At 64.6% G+C, this 12,866-nt stretch carries 15 protein-coding genes and 1 pseudogene; 10 read left to right on the top strand and 6 right to left on the bottom strand.

Translation table 11 applies throughout. The annotated features are described in order from the left end of the window. The first annotated feature begins 138 nt into the window (after positions 1 to 138). From D3H54_RS27120 to D3H54_RS27085, 8 genes and pseudogenes are all read left to right on the top strand, one after another. Positions 139 to 1,275: an amidohydrolase family protein gene (locus tag D3H54_RS27120; protein ID WP_149382784.1), complete on the top strand. Its 1,137-nt coding sequence runs from the start codon at positions 139 to 141 to the stop codon at positions 1,273 to 1,275. Between the two features lie 4 nt (positions 1,276 to 1,279). Beyond that, on the top strand, positions 1,280 to 2,479 hold the full coding sequence (locus D3H54_RS27115; RefSeq protein WP_149382783.1) for a thiolase C-terminal domain-containing protein: 1,200 nt from the start codon (positions 1,280 to 1,282) through the stop codon (positions 2,477 to 2,479). Next, the gene (locus D3H54_RS27110; protein WP_149382782.1) at positions 2,476 to 2,913 is read left to right on the top strand and encodes a Zn-ribbon domain-containing OB-fold protein; all 438 of its coding nucleotides are present in this window, start codon (positions 2,476 to 2,478) and stop codon (positions 2,911 to 2,913) included. The genes D3H54_RS27115 and D3H54_RS27110 overlap by 4 nt, the downstream gene beginning before the upstream one ends. A 4-nt stretch (positions 2,914 to 2,917) precedes the next feature. Further along, on the top strand, positions 2,918 to 3,127 hold the full coding sequence (locus D3H54_RS27105; protein ID WP_149382781.1) for a hypothetical protein: 210 nt from the start codon (positions 2,918 to 2,920) through the stop codon (positions 3,125 to 3,127). Between the two features lie 17 nt (positions 3,128 to 3,144). Beyond that, positions 3,145 to 3,960 (top strand): mycofactocin-coupled SDR family oxidoreductase, encoded by an 816-nt coding sequence (locus D3H54_RS27100; RefSeq protein WP_149382780.1) that lies wholly within the window; start codon positions 3,145 to 3,147, stop codon positions 3,958 to 3,960. 95 nt (positions 3,961 to 4,055) lie between these two features. After that, entirely contained in the window at positions 4,056 to 5,261 is a 1,206-nt protein-coding gene (locus tag D3H54_RS27095; RefSeq protein ID WP_210419607.1) for a cytochrome P450, read from the top strand. Positions 5,262 to 5,270: 9 nt separating this feature from the next. Then, on the top strand, positions 5,271 to 6,080 hold the full coding sequence (locus D3H54_RS27090; RefSeq protein WP_149382779.1) for an NAD(P)-dependent oxidoreductase: 810 nt from the start codon (positions 5,271 to 5,273) through the stop codon (positions 6,078 to 6,080). A 147-nt stretch (positions 6,081 to 6,227) separates the two neighbouring features. Further along, positions 6,228 to 6,403, top strand: a pseudogene (locus D3H54_RS27085) (SDR family oxidoreductase); the annotation flags it as partial. Between the two features lie 14 nt (positions 6,404 to 6,417). Here the strand turns inward: D3H54_RS27085 and D3H54_RS27080 are convergent. Together D3H54_RS27080 and D3H54_RS27075 are read right to left on the bottom strand one after the other, a co-directional pair. After that, positions 6,418 to 6,765: a nuclear transport factor 2 family protein gene (locus D3H54_RS27080; protein ID WP_149382778.1), complete on the bottom strand. Its 348-nt coding sequence runs from the start codon at positions 6,763 to 6,765 to the stop codon at positions 6,418 to 6,420. Next, positions 6,762 to 7,310, bottom strand: coding sequence for a TetR/AcrR family transcriptional regulator (locus tag D3H54_RS27075; RefSeq protein WP_286199017.1), 549 nt, complete (start codon positions 7,308 to 7,310; stop codon positions 6,762 to 6,764). Before D3H54_RS27075 ends, D3H54_RS27080 begins: the two co-directional genes overlap by 4 nt. 101 nt (positions 7,311 to 7,411) lie before the next feature. On the opposite strand from D3H54_RS27075, the gene D3H54_RS27070 reads away from it, so the two are divergent. Continuing rightward, positions 7,412 to 8,668: an FAD-dependent oxidoreductase gene (locus tag D3H54_RS27070; RefSeq protein WP_149382774.1), complete on the top strand. Its 1,257-nt coding sequence runs from the start codon at positions 7,412 to 7,414 to the stop codon at positions 8,666 to 8,668. 44 nt (positions 8,669 to 8,712) lie between these two features. Here D3H54_RS27070 and D3H54_RS27065 read toward each other — a convergent pair whose 3' ends face one another. Further along, entirely contained in the window at positions 8,713 to 9,798 is a 1,086-nt protein-coding gene (locus D3H54_RS27065; protein WP_149382772.1) for a phosphotransferase family protein, read from the bottom strand. 44 nt (positions 9,799 to 9,842) lie between these two features. Between D3H54_RS27065 and D3H54_RS27060 the strand changes: the two genes are divergently transcribed. After that, positions 9,843 to 10,898 (top strand): TIGR03857 family LLM class F420-dependent oxidoreductase, encoded by a 1,056-nt coding sequence (locus D3H54_RS27060; protein ID WP_149383772.1) that lies wholly within the window; start codon positions 9,843 to 9,845, stop codon positions 10,896 to 10,898. 39 nt (positions 10,899 to 10,937) lie between these two features. Here D3H54_RS27060 and D3H54_RS27055 read toward each other — a convergent pair whose 3' ends face one another. Genes D3H54_RS27055 through D3H54_RS27045 form a run of 3 tightly spaced genes read right to left on the bottom strand, consistent with a single transcriptional unit; the run spans position 10,938 to position 12,866 of the window. Continuing rightward, positions 10,938 to 11,519 carry a nuclear transport factor 2 family protein gene (locus tag D3H54_RS27055; RefSeq protein WP_149382770.1) on the bottom strand — a complete coding sequence of 194 codons (582 nt, stop codon included), beginning with the start codon at positions 11,517 to 11,519 and terminating at the stop codon, positions 10,938 to 10,940. 1 nt (position 11,520) lies between these two features. After that, a complete protein-coding gene (locus D3H54_RS27050) occupies positions 11,521 to 12,444 on the bottom strand; it encodes an SDR family NAD(P)-dependent oxidoreductase (RefSeq protein WP_149382768.1) in 924 nt (307 codons plus the stop codon). Next, a complete protein-coding gene (locus tag D3H54_RS27045; RefSeq protein WP_149382765.1) occupies positions 12,441 to 12,866 on the bottom strand; it encodes a Zn-ribbon domain-containing OB-fold protein in 426 nt (141 codons plus the stop codon). The genes D3H54_RS27050 and D3H54_RS27045 overlap by 4 nt, the downstream gene beginning before the upstream one ends.

Genomic DNA, 12,866 nt, shown 5'->3' with positions numbered 1-12,866 from the left:
GACGTTCCTTCCGGTCCGGACCAGTCTCGCCGACAGCACCCCGTCTGAGGAAATAATAATGCCTTCACATTAAAAAGCGTGGACTTCTGTTTCATCAGCTGGCATCATTCGAGAAGGCAACGGACCCGTGGAGGACCCATGAGCATGATCTGGACTAATTCAGGTGACTCCCACTTCCTGGAGCCCGATGATCTCTGGCAGTCCCGGTTACCGAAGGCCCTTGCCGACTTGACGCCACGCGCGGAGAAAGATCCCGACGGCGAGTACGAAACGGTATCCGTTGACGGGCAGATCTTTCGGCGCAAGCTGCCGTCGTCGGCGATGACCGCCTTCATCGAAGAATCGATGAAGCCGCAGGGCATCCGGGACGCCACGGCCCGGCTCGGCGACCTTGACAAGGAGGGCGTGTGGGGTGAGGTGATCTTCCCGTCGCTCGGCATGTGGGCGTCGACCTTCCGGACCCCCGAACTGCTGAAGGCCTGCATGCGCGCCAGCAACGAGTGGGCACTCGAGGAGATCTGCGCGGTGTCGCCGCGATACGTGGTGACCGCGCAGGTGTCGACACTCGTGGTCGAGGACGCGGTCGACGAATTGCGTTGGGCCGCAGAGCAGGGCTTCAAGGCGGTCTTCCTGCCGACCACCCCGCACCCCAGCGCTCCCGATTGGCATCGCAAAGAGTGGGAGCCGTTGTGGGCTGCCGCCGAAGATGCTCGCATGGTGATCGCATTTCACATCGGCACCGATCCGGTGGATATGACCGTCGGTGGCGCATCGGGCGGAGCGGGGCAGGTCTACCGCGGCCCGGGTGGCGCGATCATGAACTACACCGAGACCACCTTCTCCGGCCAACGCGCAGCGATGAAAATGGTTGCCTCCGGTGCGCTGGACCGTCATCCCGATTTGAAGGTCCTGATCTCTGAGGGCGGCGCGACGTGGGTGCCGTTCCTTGGCGACCGGCTGCTGGAGGGTTATCGCCAGCATCACATGGCGGTGCGTCCGAAGCTGGAACGCAACCCCAAGGAGATCCTCTTCAGCCAGGTCTACGCATCGTTCCAGCATGACGAGAGCGCTGTCGCCGCCTACGAACACATGGGTTACAAGAACGTGATGTTCGGTAGCGACTACCCGCATATGGAAGGGACATTCGGCCATACCCAGGACACCCTGAAGGGACTCTTCGACGGCATCAGCGACGAGACCCGGCTGCGGATCACCCAGGGCACGTTCTACGAACTGTTTCCGGACGTCCCTCCCATTCCGGCCGAGAAGTTCTGACAACATGCCCCATTCGTCTGGATTGCGCGACGTCGCGATCGTCGGCATCGGCGCCACCCCGTATTACAAGCGGGGTGGATCGTTGCCCAGGTCGATCACCGAACTCGCCGGCGACGCCATCTTGTCAGCCTGCGAAGATGCGGGTATCCCGGTGACAGACATCGACGGCTTCGCCTTCTATTCGGGCGCCAGTGCGGGTTACACCGAGAAGATGGATACCGCCGACTTCATGGAGACCCTTGGGATTCCCGAGGTGCGATTCACCGCGGCCTTGACCTCCGGCGGGGGCGGATCGGCAGGGGCAATCGGTCTGGCGCGGGCGGCCATCGTGGCGGGCGACGCGTCGGTGGTCGTCACGGTGATGGCGTTGCAACAAGCCAAACAGCGCCTGGGGTCGGTCTTCTCGGCGTTGGAACCCGACCCGATCAACTCGTTCCTGCAACCGTCCGGATTGTTCGGCCCCGGACACCTGATGTCGGTGATGGCCCGTCGGCACATGCACCTCTACGGCACTCGGCGCGAGGCCTTCGCGGAAATTGCCCTCTCGACACGGGCCAACGCAGCGAACCGGCCAAAGGCCATGCATCCCGAACCGCTTTCGATCGAGGACTACTTCAACGCCAGGATGATCGCGGAGCCGTTGTGCCTCTACGACTTCTGCCAGGAGACCGACGGTGCTGTCGCTGTGATCACCACCAGCATGGACCGAGCCAATGACCTCCGACAGCCGCCCGTGCCGGTGGTCGCTGCCGCGCACGGTGGCGTCCGCGACTGGGGGAGGGCGTTCGCCTGGATGGGCATGCGCGACGAATACTTCGCCTCCTCGGGCAACGCGCCGATCGCCAAGCGGCTCTATGAGCAGGCGGGCATCAGCTCCGCCGACATCGACGTGGCACTGCTCTACGACCACTTTTCGCCCATGGTGCTCATGCAACTGGAGGACTACGGCTTCTGCGAGAAGGGGGAGGGCGGTGCGTTCGTCGAGAGTGGAGCCATCCGGTACGACGGCGGGTCGATTCCGGTCAACACCCACGGTGGTCAACTCTCCGAGGCCTACATCATCGGGATGACGCACATCATGGAAGGGGTGGAGCAGATGCGCGGCACTGCCATCAATCAGGTGCAGAACGCCGAATTGGCTTTGGTCACAGGCGGTCCCGCGAGTATTCCCGTCAGCGGGCTGATCCTGGGGCGCGCGGCGTGAGCACCGCCGCCGCCACGTTGGCCAGCACCATTCCCGGCGAGCATGTCCGAATCGCGGTCAACAAAGACACCGAGCCATTCTGGCAGGCGGCGAAGGAACGTCGTCTGGTGGCGCCGCAGTGCGCCGACTGCCACACCTTCCGCCTCCCCCCGACCGTGTTCTGTCCCAATTGCCGATCAAAGCAAGTGAACTGGGTTGAACTCACTGGCGAGGCAGTCGTCTACAGCTTCGCTGTCGTGCACGGCTTCCCCGGTATGCCGGAGCTGGTCCTGGTGCCCGCCGTGCTGGACCTTCCCGATGCTCCCGGCGCTCGACTGGTGTCCAACATTGTCGACGTCGCCCCCACCGACGTCGCAATCGGAATGTCAGTGCGCGTGGACTTTTCCCCGATTGCCGACGGCTGGCTACTCCCCGTCTTCCGAGTCGAGGAGTAGGTCGGTGTCCGACGACAGCGCACTGCACGAGAAACCGCTCGAGTTCCTCACCAGCATCGCCAACACCGGCGGCTCGTGTGACGGCCAGGCAATCCTGCCCGAGGACGGGCATTACCGCTGCACGTGCTCCTGCGAGAACTGGGACATCGAGGTTGACGATCCGCAGGAAGGCCTGCGGCTGGCCAGGATTCACACCGGAAGTACGTCGAACTAGATACGAGGAGCAGGACCGTGGGAGATCTGAACGGCAAAGTCGCCTTCATCACCGGAGCTGCGCGAGGTCAGGGGCGCGCGCATGCAGTCCGACTCGCGGCGGACGGTGCCGACATCATCGCGTTGGACATCTGCCGCGACATCGCTTCGATCGACTATCCCAACGCCAGGCCCGAGGACCTCGACGAGACCGTCAAGCTCGTCGAGAAAGAGGGTCGGCGCATCGTCGCCCGGCAGGCCGACGTGCGCGACGGTGACGCGGTCGAGCAGGTCGTGGCCGACGGGCTCGCCGAGTTCGGGCGCCTCGACATCGTCATCGCGAACGCCGGCGTCATCCGGCTGGGTGGCGGCGGGGACAGACGCCAGACGTTCCGCGACATCATCGACGTCAATCTGATCGGCGTATGGAACACGGTGGAAGCCGCCACCCCGGCCCTGATCGATGGCGGTCGGGGCGGGTCGATCGTCATGACATCCTCGAGCGCCGGGCTGAAGGCCACCGGCACGGACAGGGCTGGCGGGCAGGCGTACCCCGCCGCCAAGCGTGGCGTGGTCGGGTTGATGCAGGTGTTGGCCAACGAGCTTGCGCAGTACTCCATCCGGGTCAACACGATCCACCCGACGGGCGTTGCGACCGGGATGGTGATGAATGACGCCATGGCCGCAATGGTAGAAGCCAACGACCCCGCGTTGTCGTCCATGCAGAACGCGCTGCCCATACCCGTGCTGATGCCGGAGGACATCGCGAACGCCGTGGCGTTCCTGGTGTCTGACGAAGCGAAGTTCATTACCGGGATCACCTGGCCGCTAGACGCCGGCTTCGCGGTGCGGTGAGAGTTGTCGGCACTATTGCGTTAACCATTTAACATAGTTAACCTAGTGCGCGTCGGCCGGTTGTCGCGTTGATCGGCCAGATTGGGAAGGACGCGATGAGCGAATCTCAGCCCGGCGCAACGTGCCCCGTCAAGGCGATCGAGATGAACACGCCGGACTCGCCCGCGCTGGCGCACTTCCGCCTACTGGACGAATGTCAGGACGAAGCCCGGCCGGCTTTCCGCAACCGGGAGGCCGACGTGGAGTACTGGGTGTTCACCGACAACTCGGTGATCCTGGACGGGCTGCAGCACCCGGAGCTCTGGTCCAGCAGTGTCATCGTGCCGACGGATCCGGAGCCGCCGTACAAGTGGATCCCGATCATGATCGACCCGCCCGATCACGCCAAGTGGCGTCAGGTGCTGGCGGAGTACTTCTCACCCGGCCGGGTCAAGGGTCTGCGCGCCGCACAGCAGAAGCTTGCGGCGCAACTCGTCGACGAGCTCGTCGGCAAGGGTGAGTGCGACTTCGTCGAGCAGATTGCGCGCGTGTTCCCCTCAACGGTGTTCCTGACGATCATGGGCATGCCGGTCGAGGATCTCGAGCAGTTCCTGTCGTGGGAGGACATGATCCTGCATCAAAGTGGCGTGGGCGAAGAGGTCAACGCCAAGCGACTGGAGGGCATGACGCACGTCATGGGCTACTTCGCCAGCCTCATCCAACAGCGACGCGAGAACCGCGACCCAGATGCCGACGACATCGTCAGCAAGGCTATCGACTGGACCGTCGACGGCGAGCCGATCAACGACATGGAGCTGCTCAACTGCCTCTTGTTGTTGTTCATGGCGGGACTGGACACGGTCTCCAACCAGCTGTCGTACGCGATGCTCCATCTGGCTACTCATCCTGCCGACCGCGACAGGGTCGTCGCCGATCCCGCGCTCATTCCCAAGGCAGTCGAGGAATTGCTTCGCGTGTATCCGATCGTCCAGACTGCCCGAAAGGCGACCCAGGACATGGACTTCCATGGTTGCCCGATCAAGGCGGGCGATATGGCGTCGTTCTCACTGGCGTTTGCGGGACGGGACGGGTCGGCCTATCCGGACGCTCGCAAGGTTGACCTCGATCGCGGAGTGACCCGTCACCTGTCCTTCGGGGGCGGACCGCACCGTTGCCTCGGTTCGCACTTGGCCCGTCAGGAGATGGCGGTGGTGTTGGAGGAGTGGCACAAGCGCATTCCCGACTATGAACTGGCCGGCCAGGCGATCGAGCATGGCGGTCAGGTGTTCGGGGTCGACTCGCTGCCCCTGTCGTGGCGCTGACGTAGCCGCGTGGGCACAACAGTCGGATTCCTCGGCGCCGGGCAACTCGGAGAACCGATGGTTGGGCGATTGCTCGACGCCGGCCACGATGTGCGGATATACGTCAGGCGCGAGGACACTCGCCGCAGGCTGGAGACGAAGGGCGCAGTGCCAGTCGATTCCATCGCAGCATTGGCGCGAGACAGTGACGTGTTGATCTCGTGTTTGTTCTCCGATGCACAACTCCGCGAAACAGGGCTTGGGCCAGGTGGATTTGTCGCAAACGCCAAGCCGGGATCAGTGTTCGTCTCGCACACCACTGGCACCGTGTCCACCCTGCAGGAGCTGGCCGACGATTGCGCCAGCGCACCGGTGATCCTCGATGCTCCGGTCAGTGGCACGGCAGACGACATTGCCGCGGGCACGCTCACCGTGCTGATCGGGGGACCGCTCGACGCCGTTACCGCGGTGAAGCCAATCCTGTCCGCATACGCCGACCCGGTGATGGCGACCGGGGCGCTGGGAACCGCCCTCTCCATCAAGCTCGTCAACAACCTGCTGTTCGCGGCGAATGGTCAACTCCTTGCTGCCGCAACCCAATTGGGCGCACAACTCGGTGTCGAACCTGATGTGCTGTTGTCGACGCTGCAGGTGTGTAGCGCCGGAAGCGTCGTCGCCGCGCACGCGCATCGTATCGGGGGAATGGACCGGTTCACCGAGCTGGCTGGGCCGTTTTTGCGTAAAGACATTGCGGCCTGTCGTGAAGCCGCCGCCGAGGCAGGCGTCGAACTCGGGTTATTGGGCACCGCCGTACGCGAGGGTCCGCTGCAACTCGACTGACACGGCCGCGCGCACGCGGTGCGCATGGCAGCGCAAGGCGCTGATGTCATCGCCGCCGACCTCGCCGAAACCGTGCAATTGATGGAGGCCGAAGGCGGCCGAATCATCGTGTTCGTCGCGGACATTCGCGATCCCGCTGCATCGCAGGCTGCGCTGTTCTCCGAGATCGAGGCCAATTCGTCACTCAACAAATGGGAACGCCGTTCCTGCCGCAGTGGGCGTGCGAGCCGGAAGACGTTGCAGCCGCGGTGTGTTGGCTGGCGTCGGACGAGTCTCGTTTCGTCACCGCGACCCGGCTCTCGGTCGACCAGGGCATGGGGCGCAGTTCTAACGCGCGTCACTGCTTCGACGGCGAGGAGTCCCAGAAGTCGCGGTTGGTGGCGACCTTGCCGTTGCGCACGGTGCCGATGGATGCCCCGTGCAGGCCTGCGGGTTGCATCACCCACTCAACGGCGAATCGATCGCCCTCGGACAGCACGCTGATCACCTCGTACGAGGCGCCGGGCGCCATCTTCAGTGCACCGTTCACGAAGCTGCGCGCCTCCTGCGCTCCGCGTGCCACATGGCCGGTGGGGACGTCCTCGAGCACCACATCGTCGGCGAACCACGATGTGATCGCGTCAATGTCGCCGGAGTCCCAGTCCGCGTAGTACTTGCGGAGCCATCCCGAATCCTGTGCGTTCATCCACGTTCTCCTTCGGCTGCTGTCAGCACGCGCCGGATCGCGGCGACCAGGGGTTGGTCGCCGTCGTCCGCCAAGCCCTGCGCGCCCGCGGCAGCGAGCGATGGATGGACTCGGTGGCCTTGGGCGAGATTTCGGGTGGCAAGCCATCCGACGAAAATGAGGTAGGTGGTGGTGAAGGTTTGCACAGCAGCGGTCTCGGAAAACCCCGCCTCGCGCAGGATCTGCGTCGCCGACTTCGTCAGCCGCTCCGCGCCCGGCGACGGGCCCGTAGCGGTAAGCGCCCGCAGCCCGGTGCCGGGGTAGGCGAGGAACGCGCGATCCATCGCGGTGATGAGCGCCAGATATTGATCGACCCACGAGGCTTGCGGGTCGACAGTCACGTCGATCCGCGCGGCGACCGCCTCCACAACTCGGTCGGCGAGTCCCTCACCACCGCGCAGGTGGTAGTGGATAGCCGGCGCCGTGACGTCACACTCGTCGGCCACCGCGCGGACGGTCAGCCGATCCAGCGATGACCGCGCCACCACGCGCAGCGCGGCATCCATCAAGTCCGATGTTGAGAGGGGCTGTCGTTGTGTACCGCCACGGGATCGCGGCATGGGGCTCCTCTCGGCTGGCTTTGAATCCGCCCATTATGTCATAGTAAATGGGATTCTCGGAAGGGGTGATCGTGGACGCCGACGTCATCGTGATCGGAGGCGGCATCGCTGGATGTGCGATGGCCTTCCGCCTGGCCGGAATGGGCGTTGCCGTCACTGTGCTTGAGCGCGAACGTGTCTACCGGGATATCGTGCGAGGGGAAGCGTTGGTGCCGTGGGGATTTCGGGAGGCCACCGAGCTTGGCATAGCCAACACGATCTTGGAGACCGAGGGCGTCTCGCTGATCACGAAGATGGTGCCTTACGACGAATCGCTGAGTGCGGAACAGGCCCAGCGTCGGGCCCGCGATCTGTCCAATGTCGTCGATGACGCTCCGGGAATCATCGGCGTCGGTCACCCCGAACTGCGCGAAGCCCTGGCCGCTGCCGCGACGAAGGCCGGGGCGACGGTCGTCCGCGGTGTGCGCCGCTCGACGGTGCGCGCAGGCGCTGATCCATCGGTGAGCTATGAAGTGGACGGTCGCACCGAGGTCGCCAGATGCCGGCTCGTCGTCGGTGCGGACGGCAAGAAATCCGCCACCCGATCCGGGCTCGGAATATCACTGTCGACGACCAGGGCCAGGGTCAAGCTCACCGGAATGTTGGTCGATGACGGCGGAGTGTGGGATCGAGCCGAGACGGCCATCTCCGTGGATGGACGCAATCAATACATCGTGATCCCGCGCGCCGACAACCGGCTCCGGTTGTACGTCGCTCGAAGCGATAATGACCCGGAGCCGCTGCAGGGTCCGACTGCGGTAGCCAAGTTTCTGAATTCATTTCGTACACCGATCTTTCCGCGATCTGACGCGCTGGCAGAGGCGATCCCGATCGGCCCCTGCGCGACGTTCCCGATGAATGACGCGTGGATCGACGAGCCCGTGGTTCCCGGCGTGGCCCTCGTCGGTGATGCCGCGGGCTGGAGCAATCCCGTGACCGCCCAGGGCTTGGCGATCAGCCTGCGAGATGCGCGGATGCTGTCCGAGTCGCTGCTCGACGGACCCGATTGGTCGCCACATGGGCTGGCCAGGTACTCCGAAGAGCGGCGGACCAGGATGGCCCGGTTGCGGTTCGCGAGTGCGTTGACCGACCTGCTGACCGGGTTCGGCATGCCCGATCGGACCGCGCGGCGCGCGCGGATGCAAGCGGTGTTACGTCGGCGTCCCGAGCTGGGCGCCGCGCTCGACGCAGTGCATGCCGGGCCGTGGGTGGCGCCGGCGCAGGCATATACGCCCGACATCTTGGCAACCCTCGCCCTGGCATGACGAAATCGTCAGAAGAGTGATGGCCGCCGGGGATCGTCGACGCGTCACAGACACCCGAGGTACTGCTCGACCAACGTGACCGACGTTCGCGGGTAGCTCATTGCCGTCGCGTCGTCCAACCCGTCGCGCACCAGCAACCGGGCAAGTCGATTGTTGATCAGTGACAGCACGAAGGCTGCCACCAGTTGGTAGTAGGCGATGTCTCCGGTGAGCGTTCCGCCGAATTCGACGTATCGGCGCACAATTTCGTCGTCGTCCGGGACCCCTGGCATCCGGGTGAAGCCCAGGCCCTCGCACAAGAAGCGCTCGAACATGAGCCACCACCCGACGTCGATGTCGGGCGGGCCGGTGCCTGCGGTTTCCCAATCGAAGAGTGCCACCACCGACAGGTCGTCACCGAAGCACATATTTCCGACCCTCGCGTCTCCCCACACCACCGTCTCGGCGTCGGTGTCGGGTGCGGACTCGACAATGACTTCGAGTGCACGCGCGAGTGTGTCGCGGCCGACGACGACGTCGTCCCGGCACCAGTCATACCAGCTGCTGAGCTTGCCGAGATAGCGCTGCAGCGCGGTGCGGTTCGAGTCGCCCTCCCCGCGGAGGAATCGCAACGTTTCGATGTCATCGACTCGGTGTACGTCCACCAGCGCGCGTAAACCGTTGTTACACAGAAGGTCCCGTTGCGGCGTAGATAACTCGACAGTCCAGCCGCGCTTGTGCCAGCTCGGTACATCTGACGGTGTCCGGCCATGTACTCGTCGCATCAGGTAGAACGGCGCCCCCAGAAGGGTCGCATCGCGCTCAATGGCGACGATGTCCGGCACTCGGAGGCCTTGTGCGCCAAGCCGTTGCATGACTTCGGCCTGACGGGGAGCGTCAGGTGCGGTGAACAGCTGGTGGTTTTCGGCCTGCGCTCGCAGCACCAGCTCCTCGGAATTTCGCTTGCCCGTCGCGTTGGTCCAGCTTGCGGTGAAGAACGCCGTCTTGCCCGAGTAGCCCGCCGACGGCGCACTGAAATCGGTGATCTCGAAGTCCGTCGCTCCGGCCGGCGCCACCCGCGGGGGCAGCCAGGTGTGCAGTACCTCGCCCACCCGATCACCGAGGTCCCCGCGCGCGGAGGTGTATGCCATCGGCATCCTTTCAAAAACTGAACACTACTGTCAGAATAGCGTTCATGGCTGGCAATGGACATAGCGGCATCGCTCTCGGCGCCTACGTATTGCCCGGTCGCGTCACCGACCCCTGTGCGGTGATTTCTCAGGCGCAAGCGGCCGAGCGCTACGGCATGAGCACGGTCTGGCTCAGTGAGCGGTGGGGCACGAAGGATCTCGGCGTGATCGCTGGGGCAGTCGGCCAGGCTACATCGAGCATCAGAATCGGTTCGGGCATAACGCATTTGCAGTCTCGCCATCCCGCCCTGCTGGCGTCGTTGGCAATGACCGCGCAGGCGCTGTCGGGTGGGCGGTTCGTGCTGGGCGTCGGTCGCTCGGTGGACGCAATGTGGAAGGCCGTTGGGCTGCCACGGTCGACAAACGCCTCGATCGTCGATCACGTCGACATCTTCCGTCGGCTTTGCCGAGGTGAGAAGGTCCGGTACGACGGACCAGCCGGCACGTATCCGTCGTTGCGGCTCAACGACGTCCCCGACCAACCGGTCCCGCCGCTGGTCTTTGCGGCGATCGGCCCCAAGGGTCTCGAACTCGCGGGCCACCACTTCGACGGTGTGCTGCTGCACCCGTTCCTGACGCCCGCAGCGGTTCGACGCTCGGTGGGGCGCGTCCGCGATGCCGAACGGGCCGCTCGGCGGCCGCAGGGCAGCGTACGGGTGTATGCGACAGTCGTGACGGCGTGCGAACTTCATGCCGAGGAGGAACTAGCCGTGGTCGGGGCGCGGGCCGTGACTTACTACCAGATTCCAGGTTTCGGGGAGCGTTTGGCGGAAGCCAATGGGTGGGATCTGGAGCCGTTGTCACAGTTGCGATCTCACCCGCTGCTCGCCAACGTCAGGGGCGCGGCCGATTCCGTGCTCACCCGGGCGGAACTCGTCGAGGTGGCGTCGGTATTACCCGCCGCTTGGACTGCCGAAGCGGCGGCGATCGGATCGGCGCGGTCCTGTCGCGAGATGTTCGAGCGCTATCGCGAGGCGGGAGCCGACGAACTAGTGTTGCACGGCAGCACACCCGACCGTATGGGTGCGTTATTCGTCGAGGCTGCTGAATCAACCCCATAGCGCAGCAGGTAGATTCGCGGAGCCCGCTGTCGGCAGGCGTCAGTGCGAGCGGATGCCGAAGTCGATGTCCCCAATGCCGGTGAACGGCACGAAATTGTCTTTGTCCAGCCATGAGGGGGCGGCTTGATGTCCGGGTGCGGGACGCGCCCAGTCGACCCACGAGCCCCAGTTTTCGCGGCGCAGTTGCTGTTCCAATGTCTGCGGATGGTCAACGACGGCTTTGGCATAGCGCCGCGCGAACACCTTCATCTCCGCGAACACCCAGACGTCCTCTTCTGAGCGCCATTTGCCTTCGCCGGCATGCTCGATGAACTGATACGAGGGAAAGTCGATGGGTTCGCCGCCGGGTTCCGGGTTGTCGGCGCGGTTGACGACTTTGTAGGCAACACGGGTACCGTCGACGGCGTACCAGACGAGTGGGCTGTAGACCTCTGGCGCCGCGCCCATCGTCCCCTCGAGGAACTTGGTGATTTCGTCGGGACCGGTGAAGGTGCCGTAGAAGTGGTCGAAATACGTTGCATCGTCGGTGAACAGCTTTGCCCAGGCTGCCCAATCTTCGTGCACGGGACCCGTCATGAAGTAGCGCCGGAACTCCCGCTCGACTTCCGCGATGTCTGCCACGTCAGCCGCCCAGCCGCAGGCCGGTGTTTCGGGTGCCGAACACGTCGGTCGCCATGATCGTGCCCAATGTATTCGCATCCCAGCGCTTCTCGCCGTTCGATACCGATGCCACCGGGTGCCAGCCCTTGAGTAGTTGGACGTGTTCACCCATGGCCCTGATCACCTGGCCGCTGACGTGACCAGCCTCCGGGCTGGCCAGCCAGGCGACCACCGGTGAGCCCAGCGACGGGTCCTTGGGATCGAACTCGTCCTCGGCGCGCTCGTCGGGCTCGATCGGTGCGGCCGCCCCTGGCATGGAGGCGGACATCCGGGTGCGGCCGCCCGGGCTGATGGCATTGACCGTGGCGCCGATCGACGCCAGCTCCAGGCTCAAGGTCTGCGTGAGTCCCACGATCGCCGACTTGGCAGCGCTGTAGTTGGTTTGGCCGAAGTGGCCGTGCAGGCCGGCGCCAGACGTGGTGTTGATGATCCGGCCGTACACCTTTCCGCCCGACTCCTTGGACTCGGTCCGCCACTTTCGGGCGACGGCCCGGCTCGTGAGCCAGCTGCCGCGGACGTGAACCCGCATCACCAGATCGAAGTCATCGACGCTCATGTTCCAGATCGCTTTGTCGCGCACGATGCCCGCGTTGTTCACCACGATATCCAGTCGACCCAACTGCGAGTACGCCCGTTCGACAGCGAGGTCGACCTGCTCCTCGTCTCCGACGTCGCTGAAGTCCGAAACTGCTACACCGCCGCGGTTTTCGATGATGGCGACGACCTCGTCGGCGACCTTGCCGCTACCCTCACCCGACAGGCTCGTACCCAGGTCGTTGACGATTACCGTCGCGCCGTGCTTGGCGAGTTCGAGCGCGTGTCCGCGGCCGATGCCGTGGCCCGCCCCGGTCACCAGGGCGACCTTGCCGTCAAGTAGTCCGGTCATGCGTTCTCCTCGTTGGGTATGAACACCGTCAGGTAGGGGCTGTCGGGATCGTCGTCGTTCACGGGTCGAAACACCGCGGTCACCCCCATGCCGACCGCAAGCCGCTCCGGTTCGATGTTCTCGATCGTGGTCATCAATCGCGGGCCCTCGTCCAATTCGACGATGGCTGCCACGTACGGCAATCGCTCCTTGAACGGAGCCAGATCATTCACGTATACAACCGAATACGTATAGAGTATGCCCGCCCCGCTGGCTTGGACCGGGTGCACGTCTTCACTCCAGCAGTGCGGACAGAATGGCCGAGGGTAGTGATGCACCCTGCCGCACGTCGCGCACTGGGCGATCAACAGTCGACCCTGCCGGGCGGCCTCCCAGTAGGGGGCACTGGCGGCATCGATGGTGGGAATATCCGCGCGCGCCAT

Source organism: Mycobacterium sp. ELW1 (assembly GCF_008329905.1).
Taxonomy (GTDB): domain Bacteria; phylum Actinomycetota; class Actinomycetes; order Mycobacteriales; family Mycobacteriaceae; genus Mycobacterium.
This window is presented reverse-complemented; position numbering and strand designations above follow the sequence as displayed.

What these genes read in the sequence shown, in the direction of transcription:
- D3H54_RS27120 (WP_149382784.1), top strand. Translation starts at nt 139, where the DNA reads ATGAGCATGATCTGGACTAATTCAGGTGACTCCCACTTCCTGGAGCCC.
- D3H54_RS27115 (WP_149382783.1), top strand. Translation starts at nt 1,280, where the DNA reads ATGCCCCATTCGTCTGGATTGCGCGACGTCGCGATCGTCGGCATCGGC.
- D3H54_RS27095 (WP_210419607.1), top strand. Translation starts at nt 4,056, where the DNA reads ATGAGCGAATCTCAGCCCGGCGCAACGTGCCCCGTCAAGGCGATCGAG.
- D3H54_RS27080 (WP_149382778.1), bottom strand. Translation starts at nt 6,765, where the DNA reads ATGAACGCACAGGATTCGGGATGGCTCCGCAAGTACTACGCGGACTGG.
- D3H54_RS27075 (WP_286199017.1), bottom strand. Translation starts at nt 7,310, where the DNA reads ATGGATGCCGCGCTGCGCGTGGTGGCGCGGTCATCGCTGGATCGGCTG.
- D3H54_RS27070 (WP_149382774.1), top strand. Translation starts at nt 7,412, where the DNA reads ATGGGATTCTCGGAAGGGGTGATCGTGGACGCCGACGTCATCGTGATC.
- D3H54_RS27065 (WP_149382772.1), bottom strand. Translation starts at nt 9,798, where the DNA reads ATGGCATACACCTCCGCGCGCGGGGACCTCGGTGATCGGGTGGGCGAG.
- D3H54_RS27060 (WP_149383772.1), top strand. Translation starts at nt 9,843, where the DNA reads ATGGCTGGCAATGGACATAGCGGCATCGCTCTCGGCGCCTACGTATTG.
- D3H54_RS27050 (WP_149382768.1), bottom strand. Translation starts at nt 12,444, where the DNA reads ATGACCGGACTACTTGACGGCAAGGTCGCCCTGGTGACCGGGGCGGGC.
- D3H54_RS27045 (WP_149382765.1), bottom strand. Translation starts at nt 12,866, where the DNA reads ATGGCGCGCGCGGATATTCCCACCATCGATGCCGCCAGTGCCCCCTAC.